The sequence below is a fragment of the Oribacterium sp. WCC10 genome (assembly GCF_900113415.1).
Taxonomy (GTDB): domain Bacteria; phylum Bacillota; class Clostridia; order Lachnospirales; family Lachnospiraceae; genus Oribacterium.
The window spans coordinates 93,212-113,876 of the sequence record NZ_FOPH01000003.1; the positions used below are offsets into that span (position 1 = coordinate 93,212).

Annotated in this window: 16 protein-coding genes; 12 read left to right on the plus strand and 4 right to left on the minus strand. The window is 41.6% G+C overall.

All coding sequences use genetic code 11. The annotated features are described in order from the left end of the window. The first annotated feature begins 1 nt into the window (after position 1). The 4 genes from BM294_RS03075 (at position 2) to rlmH (ending at position 5,499) form a co-directional block, all read left to right on the plus strand. The gene (locus BM294_RS03075; protein ID WP_091204829.1) at positions 2-1,219 is read left to right on the plus strand and encodes a DUF5716 family protein; all 1,218 of its coding nucleotides are present in this window, start codon (positions 2-4) and stop codon (positions 1,217-1,219) included. 16 nt (positions 1,220-1,235) lie between these two features. Next, positions 1,236-2,027: a tetratricopeptide repeat protein gene (locus BM294_RS03080; RefSeq protein WP_091204831.1), complete on the plus strand. Its 792-nt coding sequence runs from the start codon at positions 1,236-1,238 to the stop codon at positions 2,025-2,027. Positions 2,028-2,119: 92 nt separating this feature from the next. Continuing rightward, on the plus strand, positions 2,120-4,759 hold the full coding sequence (locus tag BM294_RS03085) for a valine--tRNA ligase (protein ID WP_091205042.1): 2,640 nt from the start codon (positions 2,120-2,122) through the stop codon (positions 4,757-4,759). Positions 4,760-5,019: 260 nt separating this feature from the next. Beyond that, entirely contained in the window at positions 5,020-5,499 is a 480-nt protein-coding gene (gene rlmH / locus BM294_RS03090) for a 23S rRNA (pseudouridine(1915)-N(3))-methyltransferase RlmH (RefSeq protein ID WP_091204832.1), read from the plus strand. 338 nt (positions 5,500-5,837) lie between these two features. On the opposite strand, the gene BM294_RS03095 is transcribed toward rlmH, so the two are convergent. Further along, positions 5,838-6,347, minus strand: a complete 510-nt coding sequence (locus tag BM294_RS03095) for a CarD family transcriptional regulator (RefSeq protein ID WP_091204834.1) — start codon at positions 6,345-6,347, stop codon at positions 5,838-5,840. A gap of 389 nt (positions 6,348-6,736) precedes the next feature. On the opposite strand from BM294_RS03095, the gene BM294_RS03100 reads away from it, so the two are divergent. The 7 genes from BM294_RS03100 (at position 6,737) to BM294_RS03130 (ending at position 16,908) form a co-directional block, all read left to right on the plus strand. After that, positions 6,737-7,156, plus strand: coding sequence for a GtrA family protein (locus BM294_RS03100; protein ID WP_091205044.1), 420 nt, complete (start codon positions 6,737-6,739; stop codon positions 7,154-7,156). 14 nt (positions 7,157-7,170) lie between these two features. After that, complete coding sequence (locus BM294_RS03105; RefSeq protein WP_091204835.1) at positions 7,171-9,888, plus strand: YfhO family protein; 2,718 nt, start codon at positions 7,171-7,173, stop codon at positions 9,886-9,888. Positions 9,889-10,140: 252 nt separating this feature from the next. Next, complete coding sequence (gene argH / locus BM294_RS03110) at positions 10,141-11,472, plus strand: argininosuccinate lyase (RefSeq protein WP_091204837.1); 1,332 nt, start codon at positions 10,141-10,143, stop codon at positions 11,470-11,472. Between the two features lie 339 nt (positions 11,473-11,811). After that, positions 11,812-13,074 carry an argininosuccinate synthase gene (locus tag BM294_RS03115; protein ID WP_091204838.1) on the plus strand — a complete coding sequence of 421 codons (1,263 nt, stop codon included), beginning with the start codon at positions 11,812-11,814 and terminating at the stop codon, positions 13,072-13,074. A 318-nt stretch (positions 13,075-13,392) separates the two neighbouring features. After that, entirely contained in the window at positions 13,393-14,622 is a 1,230-nt protein-coding gene (gene argJ, locus BM294_RS03120; protein ID WP_091205045.1) for a bifunctional glutamate N-acetyltransferase/amino-acid acetyltransferase ArgJ, read from the plus strand. Between the two features lie 55 nt (positions 14,623-14,677). After that, a complete protein-coding gene (gene argB, locus BM294_RS03125; RefSeq protein WP_091204839.1) occupies positions 14,678-15,562 on the plus strand; it encodes an acetylglutamate kinase in 885 nt (294 codons plus the stop codon). A 143-nt stretch (positions 15,563-15,705) separates the two neighbouring features. Then, positions 15,706-16,908 (plus strand): aspartate aminotransferase family protein, encoded by a 1,203-nt coding sequence (locus tag BM294_RS03130; RefSeq protein ID WP_175494482.1) that lies wholly within the window; start codon positions 15,706-15,708, stop codon positions 16,906-16,908. Positions 16,909-17,010: 102 nt separating this feature from the next. Here BM294_RS03130 and coaBC read toward each other — a convergent pair whose 3' ends face one another. The 3 genes from coaBC to BM294_RS03145 all read right to left on the minus strand — a co-directional run bounded on the left by coaBC (position 17,011) and on the right by BM294_RS03145 (position 20,081). Then, on the minus strand, positions 17,011-18,237 hold the full coding sequence (coaBC, locus tag BM294_RS03135) for a bifunctional phosphopantothenoylcysteine decarboxylase/phosphopantothenate--cysteine ligase CoaBC (RefSeq protein ID WP_091204841.1): 1,227 nt from the start codon (positions 18,235-18,237) through the stop codon (positions 17,011-17,013). Between the two features lie 185 nt (positions 18,238-18,422). After that, a complete protein-coding gene (locus BM294_RS03140; protein ID WP_091204842.1) occupies positions 18,423-19,199 on the minus strand; it encodes a type III pantothenate kinase in 777 nt (258 codons plus the stop codon). A 201-nt stretch (positions 19,200-19,400) separates the two neighbouring features. Next, on the minus strand, positions 19,401-20,081 hold the full coding sequence (locus BM294_RS03145; protein ID WP_091204844.1) for an ECF transporter S component: 681 nt from the start codon (positions 20,079-20,081) through the stop codon (positions 19,401-19,403). Positions 20,082-20,432: 351 nt separating this feature from the next. On the opposite strand from BM294_RS03145, the gene BM294_RS03150 reads away from it, so the two are divergent. Further along, positions 20,433-20,654 (plus strand): hypothetical protein, encoded by a 222-nt coding sequence (locus BM294_RS03150; RefSeq protein ID WP_091204845.1) that lies wholly within the window; start codon positions 20,433-20,435, stop codon positions 20,652-20,654. Positions 20,655-20,665: the final 11 nt, after the last annotated feature.

Below are 20,665 nucleotides of genomic sequence, written 5' to 3' on the forward strand. Positions count from 1 at the left end.
AGTGAATCGCTACATTGGAATTTCACTAAATGATGACTATACGTGCATCTGCATAAATGATAAAACGGTTTCAAGATTTCAACCGACTGTTATCGCAAAGGATAAAAAGGAAGATGAGTGGACCATAGGAGAAGATGCTTATAAGGCTACTCTTGCCGGTTCAGGCGTCATTGTTGATAAGCTGTTGAGCCTTCTTGAAAAGAACGGAACTGCGACGATTTCCAGAATAAAATACAATGCTGTGGATATTCTTGCACATTATTTTCATGAACTTCTCGGAAAAGACAGTGGCGGTTCAGAGGATGATATCGTTGCTGTATCCATTAGAAAGCCCGGTCGTGAGATTGTGAATAAGCTTAAGGAAGCACTTATCAGAGCGGGTGTACATGAAAACAATATTTACATAGTGAGCCATACCGAAAGTTTTGCCCACTTTGTTCTGGATCAGGACAGCAGTTTATATAACCGCATGGTTGGCATGTTCGAGCTCAACAATCAGTGCCTTTACTATTATGAGATGCATGTTTCGAGAGGAACCAGACGTTATGTTATGGTTGGGTCAGAGGCGGAAGAGGAAGCATTTAATCTCGATATCCTTAAGACTGCATCAGGTGGAAAGATCGCTGACAAGATATTGAGCACTGTTGCTGAAAGAGTCATGAGTAAAAATTCATATTCTTCAGTGTTTTTATCCGGAAGAGGTTTTCAGGATACAAACTTTGCAACAAACTTCATGAACTTCATCTGCAAGCGTCGCAGAGTGCTTATAGAGCCCGGTATGTTTGCCATTGGAGCCGAGATATATGTCAAGAATATGGCTGATGGCAAGAATGACGAGTATATGATCTTATGTGACACCCGTTGCAATTCGGATGTTTCGGTTAAGGTATTGGTTAATGAAAAGATTGAAACTCTTCCGATTGTCCGTGCCGGTGAGAGTTGGATGGATACGAGTGCAAGTTATGAGATGATACTTGATGATCAGGATTTTATTGATTTTCAGGTCACATCAATTACAAAGCCTCAGAGACCTTTGAGACTGCGTATGATGCTTGATACTTTTCCACAAAGAGAAAGCCGCACGACAAGGATACGTATGTCTACGGAGTTTGCTGATGCGGATACTCTTCGTGTAACAGTTAAGGATTTGGGCTTCGGAGATCTCTTCCCTGCCTCTGATAAGGAGATAGTTGAAGAGATAGATTTGTCGGAAAAATAAGTTATAGGATAAATTCATGGGATTACTACTATGTAATAAGGGTGCAAGGCATCCGTTCTATTATGAGAAGCTTGATATAGATATATGGTCTATTCAGGAACTGAGCTATGTCATATACAGGTATCCGGTCATCATCCCTTCGGATTTTGTTGACCATAAACTTACGACGTGGATAAGAGATGAGTTGTCCATGGGCATTCTTGCCGCGAAGCTCGAACAGTTTATGGGAGCCGGGGATGACACTGATCAGGAGCGATTACTGCTTATGATCCTGAGAGAGAGCAATTACTACACTCAGGTCGAGATTTCACGCTTTGAGTCAGAGTATAAAAAGCTAAGAAACATTGACAGACATGTATTTTTGAACATGTTGGGAGACACCTACTTCCGTATGGGAAGATACGGAAGGGCCATAGAGTCTTATGAGGAATCACTTCTTGCAGAAGTGGATACCGGAGTACAGATGAAGCTGGCCGGAACTTATGTGACAGTTATGCAGTTCCGTAAGGCGGCGGATCTTTATGAGGAAGTATATGTTACCACAGTTTCCCAGGAGCCGTTACGAAAGCTGTATTTCATAAGTAAATTAGAGCCGTCTGTCAATACTATCGAAAAGTATCTTGATACTATCGATGTAGAAACTCTTGCAGATTGGGAGCAAGAGTATGATAATGTACAGGCAAAGGCTGAGCACGATGAACGTGCCATGGAAATATTTGATTTATATCAGAAAAGCCATTCGGAATTCCGTGAACATGCGAAGATCATGGTCTTAAAGTGGAAACGCGAATACAGGGCAAAAATCTGAGAATCATAAAAGTAAGTGACATAAGTCGATATAGGAAGCCTTGCATTATGTTTAGGAGCCTATATATCACATTACAGAAAGGTACAACATTTATGAAGGAACTTGCAAAACAGTACAATCCGGAAGAGGTTGAGGACCGCATTTATGAAATGTGGATGAAAGGAAATCATTTTCATGCAGAGGTAAATGCCAATAAGAAGCCATTTACCATCATGATGCCACCTCCAAATGTCACAGGGCAGCTCCATATGGGACATGCTCTTGACAATACTCTTCAGGATTCTTTGATCCGTTGGAAGAGAATGCAGGGCTTTGAAGCTCTCTGGCAGCCGGGATGTGACCACGCCGCTATTGCCACAGAGGTTAAGGTTACTAATAAGCTTAAGGAGCAGGGCATTGACAAGCATGATCTCGGACGTGAAGGATTCCTTAAGGAAGCATGGAAATGGAAGGAAGAGTACGAGTCAAGAATCGTTAACCAGCTCCATAAGATGGGTTCTTCGGCAGATTGGGACAGACTTCGCTTCACTATGGATGAGGGATGTTCAAAGGCTGTAGAGACTACCTTCATAAAGCTTTACAAGAAGGGATATATTTATAAGGGATCACGTATCATCAACTGGTGCCCTGTATGTCATACTTCACTTTCTGATGCTGAAGTTATCCATGAGGAACAGGATGGTAACTTCTGGCACATTAACTATCCTATCGCAGGTCAGGAAGGCAGATTCATAGAGATTGCCACCACAAGACCTGAGACTATGCTTGGAGATACTGCAGTCGCAGTAAATCCGGAGGATCCGAGATATAAGGATCTCATCGGAAAGACTGTTAAGCTTCCTCTTACTGACAGAGAGATTCCGATCGTTGGTGATGAGCATGCTGATATGGAGGTAGGTACAGGTGCTGTTAAGATCACTCCTGCACACGACCCTAACGATTTTGAGGTAGGAAAGAGACATGATCTTCCTGAACTCAATATCATGAACGACGATGCGACTATTAACTGTCCAGGTTCAAAATATCATGGCATGGATCGTTACGAGGCACGTAAGCTCATGGTTCAGGATCTCAAGGATCTCGGACTTCTTGTAAAGATCGTTCCTACAAAGCATAATGTCGGTACTCATGACCGTTGCGGAACTACTGTAGAACCTATGATCAAGCCACAGTGGTTCGTTAAGATGGCTGAGATGGCAAAGCCTGCTATCAAGGCAATAGAGACTGGAGACCTTCAGTTTGTTCCTGAAAACTATTCAAAGACATATCTTCACTGGCTTGAGAATATCAAAGACTGGTGTATCTCAAGACAGCTTTGGTGGGGTCACAGAATCCCGGCTTACTACTGCGATGAATGTGGTGAGATGGTGGTTTCTTCAGAAGCTCCTGCTGTTTGTCCTAAGTGCGGCAAGACACATTTTACACAGGATCCTGATACTCTTGATACATGGTTCTCGAGTGCCCTTTGGCCGTTTGAGACATTAGGATGGCCTGAGGAGACTCCTGAGTATAAGTATTTCTATCCTACCAATGTGCTTGTAACAGGATACGATATCATTTTCTTCTGGGTAGTACGTATGGTATTCTCCGGTATTGAGCAGACAGGCAAGGTTCCTTTCGGTAAGGTGCTTATCCATGGCCTTGTAAGAGATGATAAGGGACGTAAGATGAGTAAGTCTCTCGGAAACGGAATCGATCCGCTTGAGGTTATCAAGACTTACGGTGCAGATGCTCTTCGTATGACACTTCTTACAGGTAATGCTCCGGGAAATGATATGCGTTTCTACTGGTCAAGAGTAGAGGCATCACGTAACTTCATGAATAAGGTATGGAATGCTTCAAGATTTATCATGATGAATCTTGATAAGGCAGATATTCCTGAGAGTATGCCGGCAAACCTTTCAATGGCTGACCGCTGGATACTCAGCAAGGTTAATAACCTGGTTACTGATGTTACACGTAATATGGAGGCATTTGACCTTGGTATCGCGCTTGATAAGGTTCAGAACTTTATCTGGGAGGAGTTCTGTGACTGGTACATTGAGATGGTTAAGCCTAGACTCTGGGATGAGAATGATGAGACAAAGGGCGCTGCTCTCTGGACACTTAAACATGTTCTCGTAACATCACTTAAGCTTCTTCATCCGTTCTGTCCATTCATCACAGAGGAGATTTACGATACACTTACAGATGCTGCAACACCTCTTATGCGTGAAGACTGGCCTGTATACACAGAGTCACTTGATTTTGCATCGGATGAGGCAGAAATCGAGGCTATAAAGGAAGCTGTACGTGCTATCAGAAATGTTCGTACAGAGATGAATGTTGCTCCTTCAAGAAAGGCTCAGAATTATGTTGTTACAACTAATGACAGAGTAAGAAAGACTTTTGAGCATAGTAAGGTATTCTTTGCAACACTTGCGTATGCTTCAGATGTCATCATTCAGGAGGATAAGTCAGGTATCGCTGATGATGCGGTTTCAGTTGCCATTCCTGATGCTGTTATCTATATTCCGTTTGCAGATCTTGTAGATATCGAGAAGGAGAAGGAGAGACTTCTCAAGGAGAAGGCAAAGTGGGAAGCTGAGATCAAGCGTTCCGAGGGTATGCTCAATAACGAGAGATTTATCTCAAAGGCTCCGGAGGCTAAGGTCAAGGAAGAAAGAGATAAGCTTGAGAAGAACAAGCAGATGCTTAAGCAGGTTACTGATCGTTTAGAGTCACTTCATTGATAAACGTACGCCGGAGTCAGGAAGCATTCTTTTAATAACGAGGCGCCTCGGCGGAAAAATTAAAAATCGGACCACTAAGAGGCAGTAGACCCTCGTCAATGTCTGAGTTTTCTTTATGAAAACTCAGACTTGACGAGGGAGCTAAGGAAAATTGAACCGACTGCCTCTAAGGGGTCCGATTTTGATTTTTCAAGTCTCTGCTTTACGTTATAAAAGAATGCCCCCGAACTCAGGCTGCATTCAACCCTTATTTAAAAGTTATGAAGATTACACTAATTACAGTTGGAAAAATCAAGGAAAAATATCTGAAGGATGCAATAGCGGAATACTCTAAGAGGCTTTCTGCATATTACGATATTAATATTATAGAGCTTCAGGATGAGAAGACCCCTGATAAGGCACCGGTTTCCATAGAAGAGAAGATTAAGGAAACTGAGGGTAATCGCATTCTTCAGAAGATCAGTGACAGAGCCTATGTGATAGCTCTAGCAATTAATGGTGATATGCTGAGTTCTGAAGAGCTTGCGGATAAAATGTCTGATCTTATGGTCAGGGGGAACTCAGATATAGTATTTGTTATAGGAGGTTCTCTTGGACTTTCGCCTGAGGTTTTGAGAAGGGCAAACTATAAGCTTAGTTTCAGCAGGATGACATTTCCGCATCAGCTTATGAGGGTAATACTGCTTGAGCAGGTATACAGAGCCTTCAAGATAAACAGTAATGAGCCGTATCACAAGTGACGGTGATTCACAAGTTTTAGTGATATTGTGCATATGAGTCGGGATACTGATATCAGGTATTCTTTTATCGATAGCAATAATCCCGTTGAATAACCTTAAATCATCGATATCAAAATACTCAATATCATTAAAACAAATGCCGTTAAAAACTCAACGGAATAAAATAGAGGCTTGAAGAATCATATCTTCAAACCTCTTTTTTATATCTATATTCATACTAAAACAAAAAATAAATTAGCTTATATCCGAAATTCAATATGTGATCTTTATCACCCACAATAAAAATCATCGCCGGCTGCCGGCAGCACTATAAGTGCCATATATGGATAAAGTAAAAATTAAACTACTGATTTGTGTACGATGCCGGAAATATAGTCCGGTACATCATCCTTAGGCATATCCAGTACGAGAGCCAGCTCATCATAAAGGATCCCCTCTGCCTGCTGCATGTAATGTGTGTCGGTAAGTGTAAGTTTCTTTCCCTGACTTATACGCTCTTCCTTACGAACGTACAATGTCTTTATCACCCTCATAAGTTCGTCAGGGTCACAGCTTCGGATACACTCTTTGTAAGCATCCTCACGCTGCTTGTTGTTCTTGATATCAAGGATGCTGATGCCCGGAACAGTTTTGATAAATGCATCTGCTTCAGCTCTTGACATAATCTTTCTCATATTAATCTTGGCTGCATCAACAGGAGCGTAGACGGAACCTGTTGGTTTGTCATATGGCTGCATCACATAGTACTCTTTGTTCTTTGAGACACCATCCATATTTAATGTTGTTGTGTCGATGATTTTGTGTATGCCTTTACATCCATAAACTACATAATCACCATTTTGAAACATAAAACCTCCTTTTCAATTTATGGTCTAACGAGAAACAAATATAGGGATCATAACTTTAATAAATCAGCGCAGAAAATTCATTAAGAAGAAAATTAAGGCAAGAAAAATAGCGCAATTCATACGAAATGAGCTATTAATACAGATGTAAAAAAGTGTGATTGGATTTACGCAAAAAAAGTTTGATTACATCTTGACAATTGAACTTATAATCCATATATTATATATTTTACATTTTTTTGAAAAACTTTCAAAGTCAATTTTGCACAATTAACAATCAAAATTTCTGCGATTTCTTGATAAGAAATCGCCATTGGGCTATACTTTACCGTGATTGCCTATATTTAAGATATAAGGATAATGAAATAATGAAAATATACCCGGAGTCAGTCATGCAAAGATTAAAAGATTTATATATGAGTTACAGGCAGATCATCAATTATCTCATAGTTGGTGGTCTTACAACTGTTGTAAGTCTGTTTAGTTACTATATATGCGTTACCACTGTATTTGATCCCAAGTCACCTGTTCAATTACAGATTGCCAATGTTATCTCATGGGTGGCGGCAGTTACGTTTGCTTATTTCACAAACAGAAAGTATGTGTTTGAGAGTTCTGCCGAGAATCTTTATGCGGAAGCTGTGAGATTTTATGTATCCCGTGTCAGCACACTTCTTCTCGATATGGCGATTATGTTTATGACGGTTACTTTTATGGGTATGAATGATAAAGTCGCGAAGCTGCTTGTACAGGTCATAGTGACTATCACAAACTATATTTTCAGCAAATACCTGGTATTTGGCAGGAAGTAGTAAGGAGTTTTCTGATGAAGTTTAGATATTTGAAACATGGCAAAAGCTATTTGATATCATTTCTTTTCCCGGTTGTGGCGATGCTGCTGATTTTTTTCTTCAAAGGAATATATCCCTTTGGCAGTGAGACATTTCTGCGTACCGATATGTATCATCAGTATGCGCCCTTTTCTTCTGAGTTTAACTATAAATTGCAGCATGCAGGCTCACTTCTTTATACATGGGATGTGGGGCTTGGTATAAACTTCACAGCTCTTTATGCATACTATCTTGCAAGTCCTTTAAACTGGCTTATGATTCTCTGCCCCAAGGGACTGATACTTGAATTTATGACCTATGGGATAGTTCTGAAGATAGGACTCTGCGGAGTAAGCATGTGCTATTATCTCAGACATCATTTCCGAAAGACCGGCTATGGATGTGCTTTTTTTGCAGTATGCTATGCTATGTCAGGCTATATTTCCGCTTATAGCTGGAATCTGATGTGGCTTGATTGTATCATTCTTTTTCCGCTTATAATGCTTGGTCTCGAAAAGCTTGTTAAGGGAGAGAGTGGCATGATGTATGTGATCTCTCTTGGATTAAGCATTTTGTCCAATTACTATATCTCCATAATGATCTGTATCTTTATGGTTGTGTATTTCCTTTGCCTTAATATGACTGAAAGAGTGGAGGAACACGATATCATAGATTCATTGCTGGTCCGGATGGTAAGGTTCGGAATATATTCACTTATCGCAGGAGGTCTTGCGGCCGTAACTTTACTTCCCGAGATTTATGCACTTCAGCTTACTGCTTCCGGAGACATCAATTTTCCGCGCACTGTTCAGCAGTACTTTACTATCATCGACATGTTTGCAAGACAGATGCCGCTGGTGGAGACGGAGCAGGGGCTTGATCACTGGCCCAATATTTATGCCGGGTCCATGGTTTTCCTTCTGCTGCCGTTATACTACATGAATTCCAACATACGAATCAGAGAAAAGATCGTGAATGGAATCATGCTGTTGTTCTTCTTTTTGAGTTTCAGTGTGAATATTCTGAATTTCATATGGCATGGCTTTCATTATCCGAATTCACTTCCATGCCGTCAGAGTTTTGAATATATCTTCATTCTCATTGTGATGTGCTATGAAGCATATCTGAAGCGTAAAGAGATATCTGTACGACAGGTGAATATATCTCTTGCCATAGCAATTCTATTTATTATAGTTTCCCAGAAACTGGTGACAGATGATGCATTTAAGTGGTACACATTCTACGTGACACTTTTATTTATACTTTTATACTATTGTCTTCTCTATGCGGATAAGATGAGGAAGCTATCGCGAGATATAGCAGTTATCGTGGTTGTATTCATTCTCTTTCTTGAACTCACTATCAATATGGCGGTCACATCGGTTACCACAACCTCCAGAGTTTCCTATACTTCGGATAATGCTGACGTCAGAAAGCTTGTGGCTGAAGTACGCGAAAAGGATGACAGCTTCTACAGATTCGAGAAGATGACCAGAAAGACCAAGGATGATGGTGCCTGGATGAATTACCCGAGTGTGTCATTGTTTTCATCCACAGCTTATGCGGAGTGTTCGGACTTTTTCAAGAAAATGGGTATGGAGGCATCAACCAATGCTTATTCCATAACAGGATCCACTCCCCTCATGAATATGCTGTTTTCCGTAAAATACGGCATTTATTCGCAGGAACCGACTGCTCCCGATGAAACAGCGCTTAATTACGTTAGTGAATCAGGGGACACTTCAATTTACCGGAACAGTTATGCATTACCGCTTGGATATATGTTTTCTGACGAGGAGATGCAGGAGTGGTACGCTGATCTTGGAACACCGGCACTGGCACAGAACAGTTTGTGCGAGGCTCTTAACGTTTCTCCCGTTATGCGGAATGTACTTGGTACATTTGAAGGGGATAAGTATGTCTTCACTGCCGGTATCGCGGGGGAGTATTATGCTTATGTAAATAATTCCGGCATTAAAGAGGTCACGGTAGATTACGGCTACAGAAACAAAAAGGTGAGCAATGTTGACAGAGGATTCTTTGTTGAACTCGGTTATCTGAATGCGGGCGAAAGTGTGACGCTGGTTAATGAGACAAACGGAAAGTCTATGGATGCCGACGTCTATTACTTTGATTATGCGGCATTAAAAGAAGTGTATGACAAGTTGAATGATGAAACCTGGAATCTTACCACATGGAAGGATACATACCTTGCCGGAGATATCACTACAAAGGAAGGTGGTTTCATGATGACGTCGATTCCTTATGATGAGGGATGGACAGTTTACGTAGACGGAGTGAAAACAAAACTCACCAAGGTAAAAGAGGCTTTTGCAGGTGTGAAGCTTTCAGCAGGATCCCACAAAGTTGAGATGAGGTATTTCCCACGGGGCCTGAAGGCGGGCATGATCATAAGTCTTTTAAGTCTGGCGACACTTTTCGTTATATCATGGTTTACAAAACGTTACGGATATATAGAAAGGATACTTCCGGAAAAACTGAGTGAAGATTATTATCTTGATGAAGATATGGAAGATGAAGAAGAGTTCGCCAAGGATGATGAAGAATCCATAGAAACATTACAAAATGAAGATAAGAAGGATCATTCTGCTGAGACTGAAGAGAGTAGTGTTGTAATGCCGGAAAAATTAAATGAGGACAGGGATTTCAGAGAAAAAAAGGACAGTGAAATCCCGGAATCTGAACTTCTGTAATCCGGTAACATGAAAATTCAGTTTAAAGGGAAACGCTGATTTAAGTGTTTTCCCGGCCGGATTTTCGATGTGAAGCATAAACTTCCTTTAAAATCCGTACCCCGACGCAGGAGGTTCTTAGAAACACTGATATAATCAGTGTCTCCAAAGATATTCATTTTATTTATTTGACATTATACCCGGTCTGTTGTTATATACAGACTGGGTATATTTTATATCCGGAAGATTATTATGTATGACGGAGGGGATCAAATGAAGCTTTGGGGCGGAAGATTTACAGAGGCAGAGGATGCATTAACAGAAGCGTTTAATGAGTCACTCAGCTTTGATAAACGCATGTATAAGCAGGATATCAGGGGATCTGTTGCACATGCAACCATGCTTGGTAAGCAGGGAATAATTTCAAGTGAAGATTCTGAAAAAATCGTAAAAGGACTGGAGTCGATTCTTCAGGATATTGAAGACGGAAAACTTGAGATAGGCGGAGATGCAGAGGATATCCACAGTTTTGTTGAAGCGGAACTTACAGAACGTATAGGTGAAGCTGGTAAAAGGCTTCATACCGGCAGAAGTCGTAATGATCAGGTAGCACTTGATATGAAGATGTATACCCGTGACCACCTTGATGACACTATAACTGAAATTGAAAAGCTTATTGATACCTTTGAGAGAATTATAGATGAAAACCGCGATACTTATATGCCGGGCTTCACTCATCTTCAGAAGGCCCAGCCTACTACCCTTGCACATCATATGGGAGCCTACAGGGAGATGTTCATGAGAGATCTCAGTCGTCTCGGAGATACAAGAGACCGTCTCAATGAGTGTCCTCTCGGTGCCGGTGCATTTGCGGGAACAACTTATCCGTTAGACAGAGACTTTACAGCCCGTGAGCTCGGCTTCCGTAAACCCACAAACAATTCTATGGATTCAGTATCTGACAGAGATTATCTTTTGGAGTATGTGTTTGATCTTTCAACTATCCAGATGCATCTGAGCCGTCTCAGCGAAGAAATCATCATCTGGAATTCCAACGAATATCAGTTTGTGAAGATTTCAGATGCATATTCAACAGGTTCAAGTATCATGCCTCAGAAGAAGAATCCGGATATTGCTGAACTTATCAGAGGCAAGACAGGGCGTGTTTACGGAGATCTCAACAGCCTTATGGTAGTTATGAAGGGTCTTCCTCTTGCTTACAACAAGGATATGCAGGAGGATAAGGAATCTGCATTTGATGCCATGGATACAGTTAAGAATTCGGTTATTCTTATGAATGGTATGCTCAGCACTATGACATGGAACAGGGAACGTATGAATGAGTCTGCAAAGCTTGGTTTCACCAATGCTACAGATGTTGCGGATTATCTCGTGCGTAAAGGAGTTCCGTTCCGTACAGCACACGGTATAGTAGGTGAACTTGTACTTCTCTGTGAGAAGAAAAAGTGTGCGCTTGATGATCTCACTCTCAGTGAATATCGTGAGATCTGTGACAAAATCGATGAAGATATATATACAAGCATTTCTCTTGAATGCTGTGTGAAAAACAGAAGAACAAAGGGTGCTCCCGGAGAACTTCTTTGATTGAATTATGATGGCTCTGCAGTCGGATACAGATATCGGTTCGGTATCAAATACGGCAGCAGAGCCTTTTTTGACACTCACATCGACAATGCCTTTGAGTTATATGAGATATAAATACTGGCATGTATAAATATACTCTAAATATGCATTATAGGTATTTATATACATTTCAAAATGACTAAATATGCATTTTTATACAAAAAGTCCTTGCATTTTTATTCGAATGAGCGTATTATCCAAACAACAGATGAAGTAAATACTTTTTGAGAAATGCTTACCACATTTCACATTCAAAGCATTAGTCTTTGCAGATCAAGAAGTCTTGAAAAGGAGAAAATTATGAGCAATCTTACACCAAAGAACGACACACAGGGCGAGAAGGTGGTTCTCGCATATTCAGGCGGACTCGACACAACAGCTATCGTACCATGGCTTAAGGAAACCTTTGGATATGAGGTTATCTGCTGCTGCGTAGACGTAGGACAGGGCAATGAGCTTGACGGACTGGCAGAGAGAGCAAAACTTTCAGGTGCTGCCAAGCTTTATATTGAGGATATTACAGATGATTTCTGCGACAATTATGTTGTTCCTTGTCTTCAGGCTGATGCAACATATGAGAATAAATATTTACTTGGAACATCTATGGCAAGACCGGCTATAGCAAAGAAGTTGGTAGAAATCGCCCGTAAGGAAGGAGCCAAGGCAATCTGTCACGGTGCTACCGGAAAGGGAAATGATCAGATTCGTTTTGAACTTTCCATCAAGGCACTTGCACCTGATCTTGATATTATTGCTCCATGGCGTATGACAGATATCTGGACATTCCAGTCCCGTGAGGATGAGTACGACTACATCAAGTCAAAGGGAATTCCACTTACATTCTCAGCTGACAATTCCTACAGCCGTGACAGAAACATTGTTCATATCTCTCACGAGGGACTTGAGCTTGAGGATCCTTCACAGGAGCCGAATTATGACCACATGCTTGTTCTTTCAAACTCTCCTGAGAAGGCACCTGACAAGACAACAGATGTGGAGATCAAGTGGGAAGCAGGAGTTCCGGTAGAGCTTAACGGAAAGAAGATGTCAGTCAAGGATATCATCATTGAACTCAACAAGCTTGGCGGCGAGAATGGAATCGGTATCATTGATATCGTTGAGAACCGTGTTGTTGGTATGAAGAGCCGTGGTGTATATGAGACTCCGGGTTTGACTATCCTTATGGAGGCACACAAGCAGATCGAGGAGCTCATACTTGACCGTCAGACCATGGAATTCAAGCAGATGGTAGACACCAAGTTCTCTCAGGTAGTATATGAAGGCAAGTGGTTTGATCCGCTTCGTGAAGCTCTTGAAGCATTTGTTACATCAACACAGAAGTATGTTACCGGTGTTACAAAGATGAAACTCTATAAGGGCAATGTCATCAAGGCGGGAACAACATCACCTTATTCACTGTATAACGAGTCACTTGCTTCTTTCACAACAGGAGATCTCTACGATCATCACGATGCATCCGGTTTCATCACTCTTTTCGGACTTCCTGAGAAGGTACGTGCCATGAAGATGCTTGAGGTCAAGAATCTCGAAAACAATAAGTGATACCGAAAAATCGGTAAGAGCTTTTTCGAATCAGCGGAAATCCAACGATCCGAAAAAGTTTGCTCATAGAATGAGGCTCTTCGGCGCGGTAAACCGGAGAGCTTCATACTTATACTGAGATATCAGTCGATAAAAGCGGATATGCATAAAATGAATATTAATTCAATTATGGTATGAATAATTATTATTCTATATACTAATAGTAGTGCCGGTTTCGGCATTAACGTTTATTACTTTAGTTATGCGCATCAACGGTGAGGGCAGATACCTTTGGCACTCACATCTATGAATCGAATCATAAAGAGGCAGGTTATGGGAATGATTTCAATTAATGGCGGAGTTTGTGCCGCTTCCGGTTTTATGGCAGCTTCTACTGCTGCCGGAATAAGAAAAAAAGGTCGCGAGGATATGGCTCTTATATTTTCCAAGGAGCCATGCAATGTGGCCGGTACCTTTACATCTAATGTGGTTAAAGCTGCTCCTGTTCAGTGGGACAGAAATATAGTAGACAAAGGAATCGGAGTTCATGCAGTGGTCATCAATTCCGGTATAGCCAATGCCTGCACCGGCAAAGAAGGCATGGATGCATGCAAAGCCGAGGCCCTCGCAACAAGTGAGCAGTTTGGCGGAGCATTTACAGAAGAGTCAGTACTCGTTGCTTCAACAGGTGTTATCGGAGTACAGCTTCCGGTTGACAGGATGAAGGATGCGATCACAGAGATGGTTCCGAAGCTTGAAGCAAGCGAAGCCAATGCAACACTTGCTAGTAAGGCAATCATGACCACAGATACAGTCAACAAGGAATTTGCCGTAGAGTTCGAACTTGATGGCAAAAAGGTACATCTCGGTGGTATGACCAAGGGTTCAGGTATGATACACCCAAGGATGTGTACCATGCTTTGCTTCCTGACAACGGATGTTGCGATTTCAAAGAAATTACTCCAGAAGGCATTAAGCGACGATATCGTTGATACATACAATATGATATCTGTTGACGGAGATACTTCCACAAATGATACATGTGTCATCCTTTCAAACGGTACCGCGGGTAATGCTGAGATAACCGAGGAAAATGAAGACTATAAGACCTTCTGTCAGGCGCTTCATCAGGTAAACAGCACACTTGCCACGAGGATGGCTGCAGACGGAGAGGGGGCTTCACATCTTTTCACTGTTAAGGTTGTGAGTGCAAAGGATAAGGATGAGGCAAGAACTATTGCGAGATCTGTAGTTTCTTCAACTCTTACAAAGACTGCAATATACGGAAGAGATGCCAACTGGGGACGTATCCTTTGTGCCATGGGTTACAGTGGTGCAGCGTTTGATCCTGAAAAGGTCAACCTCTATTTTGTTAATGATATCGGCAAGATTGAAGTTTACAGACAGGGTGTTCCTCTTGAATTTGATGAGGATTTTGCATCAGAGATATTGAGCTACAAAGAAGTTACAGCACTCATCGAGATGAATGAGGGTTCAGAAACTGCCACAGCATGGGGCTGTGATCTCACACACGAGTATGTAGACATTAATGCCGAGTATCGTTCGTAATCTGCATTACGTTTCATTTGTGAGTGCCAAAAGATAGAAGCAAGGGAGTATTAGCATGGATATAGAACAGGTGATAATGGATAAAGCCGCTACACTGGTGGAGGCGCTTCCATATATTCAGAAGTTTCAGGATAAGGTTGTTATCGTAAAGTATGGTGGTTCTGCCATGACTGACGAGCATTTGAAGATGCAGGTAATGCAGGATGTTTCACTGCTTAAACTTGTCGGACTTAAGCCGATCCTTGTTCATGGAGGCGGCAAGGATATATCCAAATGGATCGGGAAGGTGGGCATGGAGCCCAAATTCATCAATGGTCTTCGTGTCACTGATGAAAACACCATGGAAATCGTTGAGATGGTACTCAACAAGGTCAATAAATCACTTGTACAGCTGATCAATAATCTTGGCGGCAAGGCGGTAGGTATCTCCGGTAAAGACGGAAATCTGCTTAAGTGCGTAAAGAAGTACAGCGGTGGACAGGATATTGGTTACGTAGGTGAGGTTGTAAAAGTAGATACTACCATCATCAATGATCTTTTGGAAAGGAACTTCATTCCAGTTATCTGTCCTGTAGGTTTTGATGATCACGGTCAGAGCTACAATGTCAATGCAGATGATGCTGCCTGTGCCATAGCGGCAGCCATGCATGCGGAGAAGCTTGCTTATCTTACCGATGTTGAAGGTGTTTATAAGGATTTTGAGGATAAGGATTCTCTTATTCACACACTTGATCTTGATGAAGCACAGAAGATGATTGAATCCGGAATCCTTGGAGGAGGAATGCTTCCAAAGCTTCAGAACTGTATCGATGCAATGAAGAAAGGTGTTAATCAGGTTCATATCCTTGACGGAAGAGTTGCTCACTGCCTGCTTCTTGAGATTTTTACAAATCAGGGAATCGGAACCATGATCGAGAAGTCTATAGATAAGCATTTTTGATGAGTCTATATAAGTAATGCTATCAAGACAGTCAAGAATGATGCGCGGCACATACACATCCGTGTGCAATGTGTTGCTGATGTTGGATAAATCGGGGGAAGCGACTAATGAAATTTATGGATGATTCTATTGTGAAAGGGAACATTGTCAATGACCGTCTCTTAAATGAAGGAGAAAAGGTATTTTATAAGACCTACAACAGATTTCCTGTGGTTTTTGACCATGCTGAAGGCGTATACATTTATGATGTAGGAGATAAGAAATATCTTGATTTTGGTGCAGGTATTTCTGTTTGCGGATTGGGTTACGGCAATGATCTTGTTAACTATGCATTGAAATCTCAGATAGAAAAGGGGCTTTTACATACATCCAATCTGTTCTACAACGAGCCTGCCATAGAAGCTGCGGAAAAGCTTACGACCATGACAGGTATGGATAAGGTATTCTTTACCAATTCCGGCACTGAAGCCATAGAGGGTGCTCTTAAGATAGCACGTCGGTATAATTTCAATAAAGGCAAGAAGAATTCAGAGATCATAGCCATGCAGGGATCATTCCACGGAAGAAGTATGGGAGCCCTCAGTGTTACTGGAAAGGATCATTATCGTGAGCCTTTTGAACCTCTTGTAGGTGGCGTGAAGTTTGCCACATACAATGATCTGGATTCGGTAAAGGCGCTTGTTAATGAAAACACCGGTGCTATCATCCTTGAAACTTTCCAGGGCGAGGGCGGAATATATCCTGCAACAGAAGAGTTCCTGAAGGGGGTAAGACAGATCTGCGATGATAATGATCTCATCCTTATATTTGATGAGATTCAGTGCGGTATGGGACGTACCGGTTATCTTTTTGCATGGCAGGAGTATGATGTAAAGCCTGATGTTATGACAGTGGCAAAGGCTCTTGGCAATGGTGTTCCTATAGGAGCATTTCTCGCATCGGGTAAGGCAAGTGATGCCATGAAGCCGGGAGATCACGGCTCGACCTATGGAGGAAATCCGTTGGTTTGCGCAGTGGCTTCAGCTGTTCTTGATGTGTTTAAAGAGGCTGATATTCCCGGACATGCGAAGACCATGGGAGAATATCTTTGGAAGGCACTTGATGAGATAAAGGAAAAGTATCCTGAGAAGATCGTGGATCACAGAGGTAAAGGTCTTATTCAGGGACTGGAATTTGCTCCGGACGTTAAGATTTCTGATGTGGTAAGCAAGGCACTTCTTGATAAGAAACTTATATTGATTTCTGCAGAGCACAACACTATCCGTTTTGTTCCGCCTCTTGTTATAGAGCGTGAGCATGTGGCAGAGATGAAGGAAAAGTTTATGGAAGTTCTTGATGAAATTTGATAAACCGGAGATTGTTTTTTTCTGATTCGTACCAAAGGGCGTCCATTTTAAAATGGACGCCCTTTGGTGCTTTTCAAAAATAATTCATGGGCAGGGTTAAACTTATACTAATTGTTCACTGCCGTTTTCATCTTTTTTTAATTTCAGTATTTCGTCCAAAAGCCGGTTTGCGGCATCCCACTTTGACATAAGAGGAAGTTCGGTTTCGGAATCCTTTGATATAAGTGTCAGTACATTGGTGTCACCCTGAAACCCTGCGCCGTCAACCTTTACATTGTTTGCTGCGATAAGATCAAGATTTTTCTTTTCCAGCTTTTTTCGTGAATTCTCAAGCATATTCTCAGTTTCCATGGAGAAACCACAGAGGAACTGACCTTCTTTCTTATGTTCACCAAGATATTTGAGTATATCTTTTGTTCTTTCAAGAGGAAGGCTCAGATCAGAGCCGTCATCCTTTTTCTTGATTTTATTGTCTGAGATTGTGGCAGGTCTGTAATCCGCTACGGCTGCAGCTTTTATGATGATATCCGATTCGCTCTGTCGTCCGGTTATCTCACGGTACATGTCTTCAGCACTTCTGATATTTACGATATTGACACCGGCAGGGGCAGAAAGTTCCACAGGACCGCTTACGAGAGTTACCTCGGCACCGCGGCATGCGGCAGCGGAAGCAATGCTGTATCCCATCTTTCCGGAGGAACGATTTGTGATGAAGCGAACAGGGTCAAGATCCTCGCAGGTAGGTCCTGCACTTACAAGAAGCTTTAGTCCTGTCATGTCCTTTTCGTGGGCACAGGAATTAACGACCATGTCAACTATGGTTTCAGGACTTGCAAGCTTTCCTGAACCGTTATATCCGCATGCAAGATGACCGCTTTCGGGTTCTATCATAGTGAATCCATAATGTTTAAGCTTAGTGATGTTGTCCTGTACTATAGGGTTCTCCCACATATGTGTATTCATGGCGGGAGCTATAAGTTTTGGGCAACGGCAGGCAAGGAGAGTGGTTGAAAGCATATCATCAGCTATGCCGTTTGCGAGTTTTCCTATGATATTGGCAGTTGCCGGAGCGATGATAACACAATCCGCCTTATCCGCAAGAGCTATATGTTCAACCTCAAAAGGGTGATTTCTGTCAAATGTATCTGTAGTCACTTTATTGTGGCTTAGAGCTTCAAAGGTGTTCGGTGTAATGAAGTTTAATGCATGCTCTGTCATGATGACATCAACATTGGCATGAAGTTTTACAAGTCGGGAGCAAATGTCTGCAGCTTTGTAAGCGGCTATGCCACCTGTTACTCCCAGTAATATATTCTTTCCTTTTAGCATTTTGTTCTCCATTTATGTAAAAATCTTATGTAAGTCACGAAAGAATCGTCACGGATTCGCCAAACTGAATCGTTGTGTTAAAATACCGTGTTATTTGTGTTCTGGCGGGTCATAAAGTACCAAATAAACGTGCAAGCACATGATTTGTACTTTTGACCCTTACATCATCATAATATTCAAACTGTTCAACTGTTTGACTTTTTATAAAGGATCTCAAGTCCGTTCAGCAGAAGGTCAGGTTCGAAATGTGCCTGATGCTTCATCCATGGAAGTACAAGTTTGCTGAGACCGCCTGTAAGTACCAGCGGAAGTTCATCAGCTGAAAGACCCATTTCTTCAGCCACACGCTGGTGAATACCATCTATCATTGCCGCAGTGCCAATGACTACACCATTAATCATACATGAAACTGTATCATCGCCCAAAAGTTTTTCCGGTGCGTCTGCCATGAGTTCAGGGAGCTGAGCTGTCTTTTCGGCTTCTGCATCAAGGCTGAGCTGTACTCCCGGTGAAATCATTCCACCGATAAAGTATCCTTCAGAGTCAAGAGTTGACATAGTGGTGCAGGTGCCCAGGTCGTAGATCATAAGCGGTGAGCCGTATTTTTCTCTTGCGGCAAGCATATCAACCATCCTGTCCATTCCAAGTAAGGACATATCGTAGTTCCTGACAGGAATATCTACATTGTTTTTGTTTGCTATAATCGGCTTTTTGCCTGTGAGACGTTTGATGGCCGATACCAGTATGGGATTAATATCCGGGACAACGGAGGAAATGATGGCTCCGTCGATGGCATTGCTGGAAATTGAATTTTCATAAAATATGGTTTTAAGTTCATTCATGAAGCTGAGCTGATCCCATTTACGTCTTGTCTCTGCTCTGTCCTGAAAAAGCTTAACTCCGTTTTCAAAAAGTCCGATAACGATGTTTGAATTGCCAACATCTATCAAAAGTATTTTCATATTAAAACCGTTTTATAGTGTGCAGCACGCACCATTTTGTGTTATGAGACGGGAATTGGTTCGTATTCCTTTGAACCACTCAAAACCGTTTGATTCTTCAATCAAAAATCAAAGGCAACAGTGCTGCTGATATCTGCAATAAATATTTAAATAAGAAAATGCCGGTCAAAACATAGTGTCTGACCGGCATTATATATTATATTACTTTGTTACTATACGAGCTTTGATAAGCGCTGTCACAATAACAGGAACTATAACAGCAGCCACAAGCATCTCAGGAACACCGTTTGTAAATACAATACCGAGTATAACACCGAGAACCTTATCAACAGGGATGCCGTTTGCTGTAGCATAAGCATTCTTGAAGATGACAAAGATTGAACCCATGACAAGGCTTGTATTGGTTAAAGCACCAAGTGCACCGCAGGCTGCAAGTAAAACAAAACGTACCGCATCATTCATCTTAGGAAGTACTTTCTTGACTGCCATGTAAAGAAGAAATGGTGTAACGCCTACAAGCATACGTGGTACAAAACAGATAAACAAAGCCCATGGTGAACCGTGTGAAAGACCCGGAACAGGAACTGTAGGTGTAAATGCAAAGGATAAGATACTCGGAGTCATGATGTTCTTAAAGAGACTTGTTGCTCCGAAAAGAAATCCGAGAAATGCACCTTTCTTTGGTCCGAGGACGATAGCACCTATGATAACCGGTACATGTAAAATGGTAGCTTTGATAAGTGGCAGATCGATGATTCCAAATGGGGTAAATGCCATGATCAGAACTATAGCTGTAAACATAGCCATGATCGAAAGGTCACGTACCTGGCTTGACACACCGATGCCGGATGCTGAAGTGGTTGTTGAAACATTATTATTCATATTTTCCTCCTGCTGCGGTCTTTGTCTTACGAGGCCTTCTCTATACGACTATCGTACAGAGTCCTCTGCGAAGTATCGCGCAGCTTCATTATGTCATTTGTTGTCTTTGTATGCAATATCCCTAATGATTTTTTTAGAATACAAATGAAGAGTTAATAAAATGTTTATATTGAGAAAATATGATGGAGGTTGTCTGAACTCATGCTTAATCAGTTGATTTAATGTATTAATACTGTGATACATCTGTGACATTATGGGTGATATATTTACTGTCGGAACAAAAATTCCTAAAAAATTAAGAAATATTGTAATTTCAAAGTATACTTGTATGTTATTATGGAGGGGCAATCGATGAATGTAAGAGAAATTAGAAATCCGGTCAGATTTTTCTCAATCGTTGATAGATGTAAGGGAGATATAGAACTCATATCCGGAGCAGGTGATTGTATCAACTTAAGGAGTAAGGTTACTCAGATGTATACACTTGCAAGGATATTTAATCATGGATATGTCAGAGATCTGGAGCTTTCGATATCGGATCCTTCAGACAGAGAGCTGTTTAAGGCTTTGTGATGTGATGCATC

Coding starts and splice junctions, on each gene's coding strand:
- BM294_RS03100 (WP_091205044.1), top strand. CDS start 6,737: ATGCAAAGATTAAAAGATTTATATATGAGTTACAGGCAGATCATCAAT.
- coaBC (WP_091204841.1), bottom strand. CDS start 18,237: ATGCTAAAAGGAAAGAATATATTACTGGGAGTAACAGGTGGCATAGCC.
- BM294_RS03095 (WP_091204834.1), bottom strand. CDS start 6,347: ATGTTTCAAAATGGTGATTATGTAGTTTATGGATGTAAAGGCATACAC.
- argH (WP_091204837.1), top strand. CDS start 10,141: ATGAAGCTTTGGGGCGGAAGATTTACAGAGGCAGAGGATGCATTAACA.
- BM294_RS03150 (WP_091204845.1), top strand. CDS start 20,433: ATGAATGTAAGAGAAATTAGAAATCCGGTCAGATTTTTCTCAATCGTT.
- BM294_RS03115 (WP_091204838.1), top strand. CDS start 11,812: ATGAGCAATCTTACACCAAAGAACGACACACAGGGCGAGAAGGTGGTT.
- BM294_RS03085 (WP_091205042.1), top strand. CDS start 2,120: ATGAAGGAACTTGCAAAACAGTACAATCCGGAAGAGGTTGAGGACCGC.
- rlmH (WP_091204832.1), top strand. CDS start 5,020: ATGAAGATTACACTAATTACAGTTGGAAAAATCAAGGAAAAATATCTG.
- BM294_RS03080 (WP_091204831.1), top strand. CDS start 1,236: ATGGGATTACTACTATGTAATAAGGGTGCAAGGCATCCGTTCTATTAT.
- BM294_RS03105 (WP_091204835.1), top strand. CDS start 7,171: ATGAAGTTTAGATATTTGAAACATGGCAAAAGCTATTTGATATCATTT.
- argB (WP_091204839.1), top strand. CDS start 14,678: ATGGATATAGAACAGGTGATAATGGATAAAGCCGCTACACTGGTGGAG.
- BM294_RS03140 (WP_091204842.1), bottom strand. CDS start 19,199: ATGAAAATACTTTTGATAGATGTTGGCAATTCAAACATCGTTATCGGA.
- argJ (WP_091205045.1), top strand. CDS start 13,393: ATGATTTCAATTAATGGCGGAGTTTGTGCCGCTTCCGGTTTTATGGCA.
- BM294_RS03145 (WP_091204844.1), bottom strand. CDS start 20,081: ATGAATAATAATGTTTCAACAACCACTTCAGCATCCGGCATCGGTGTG.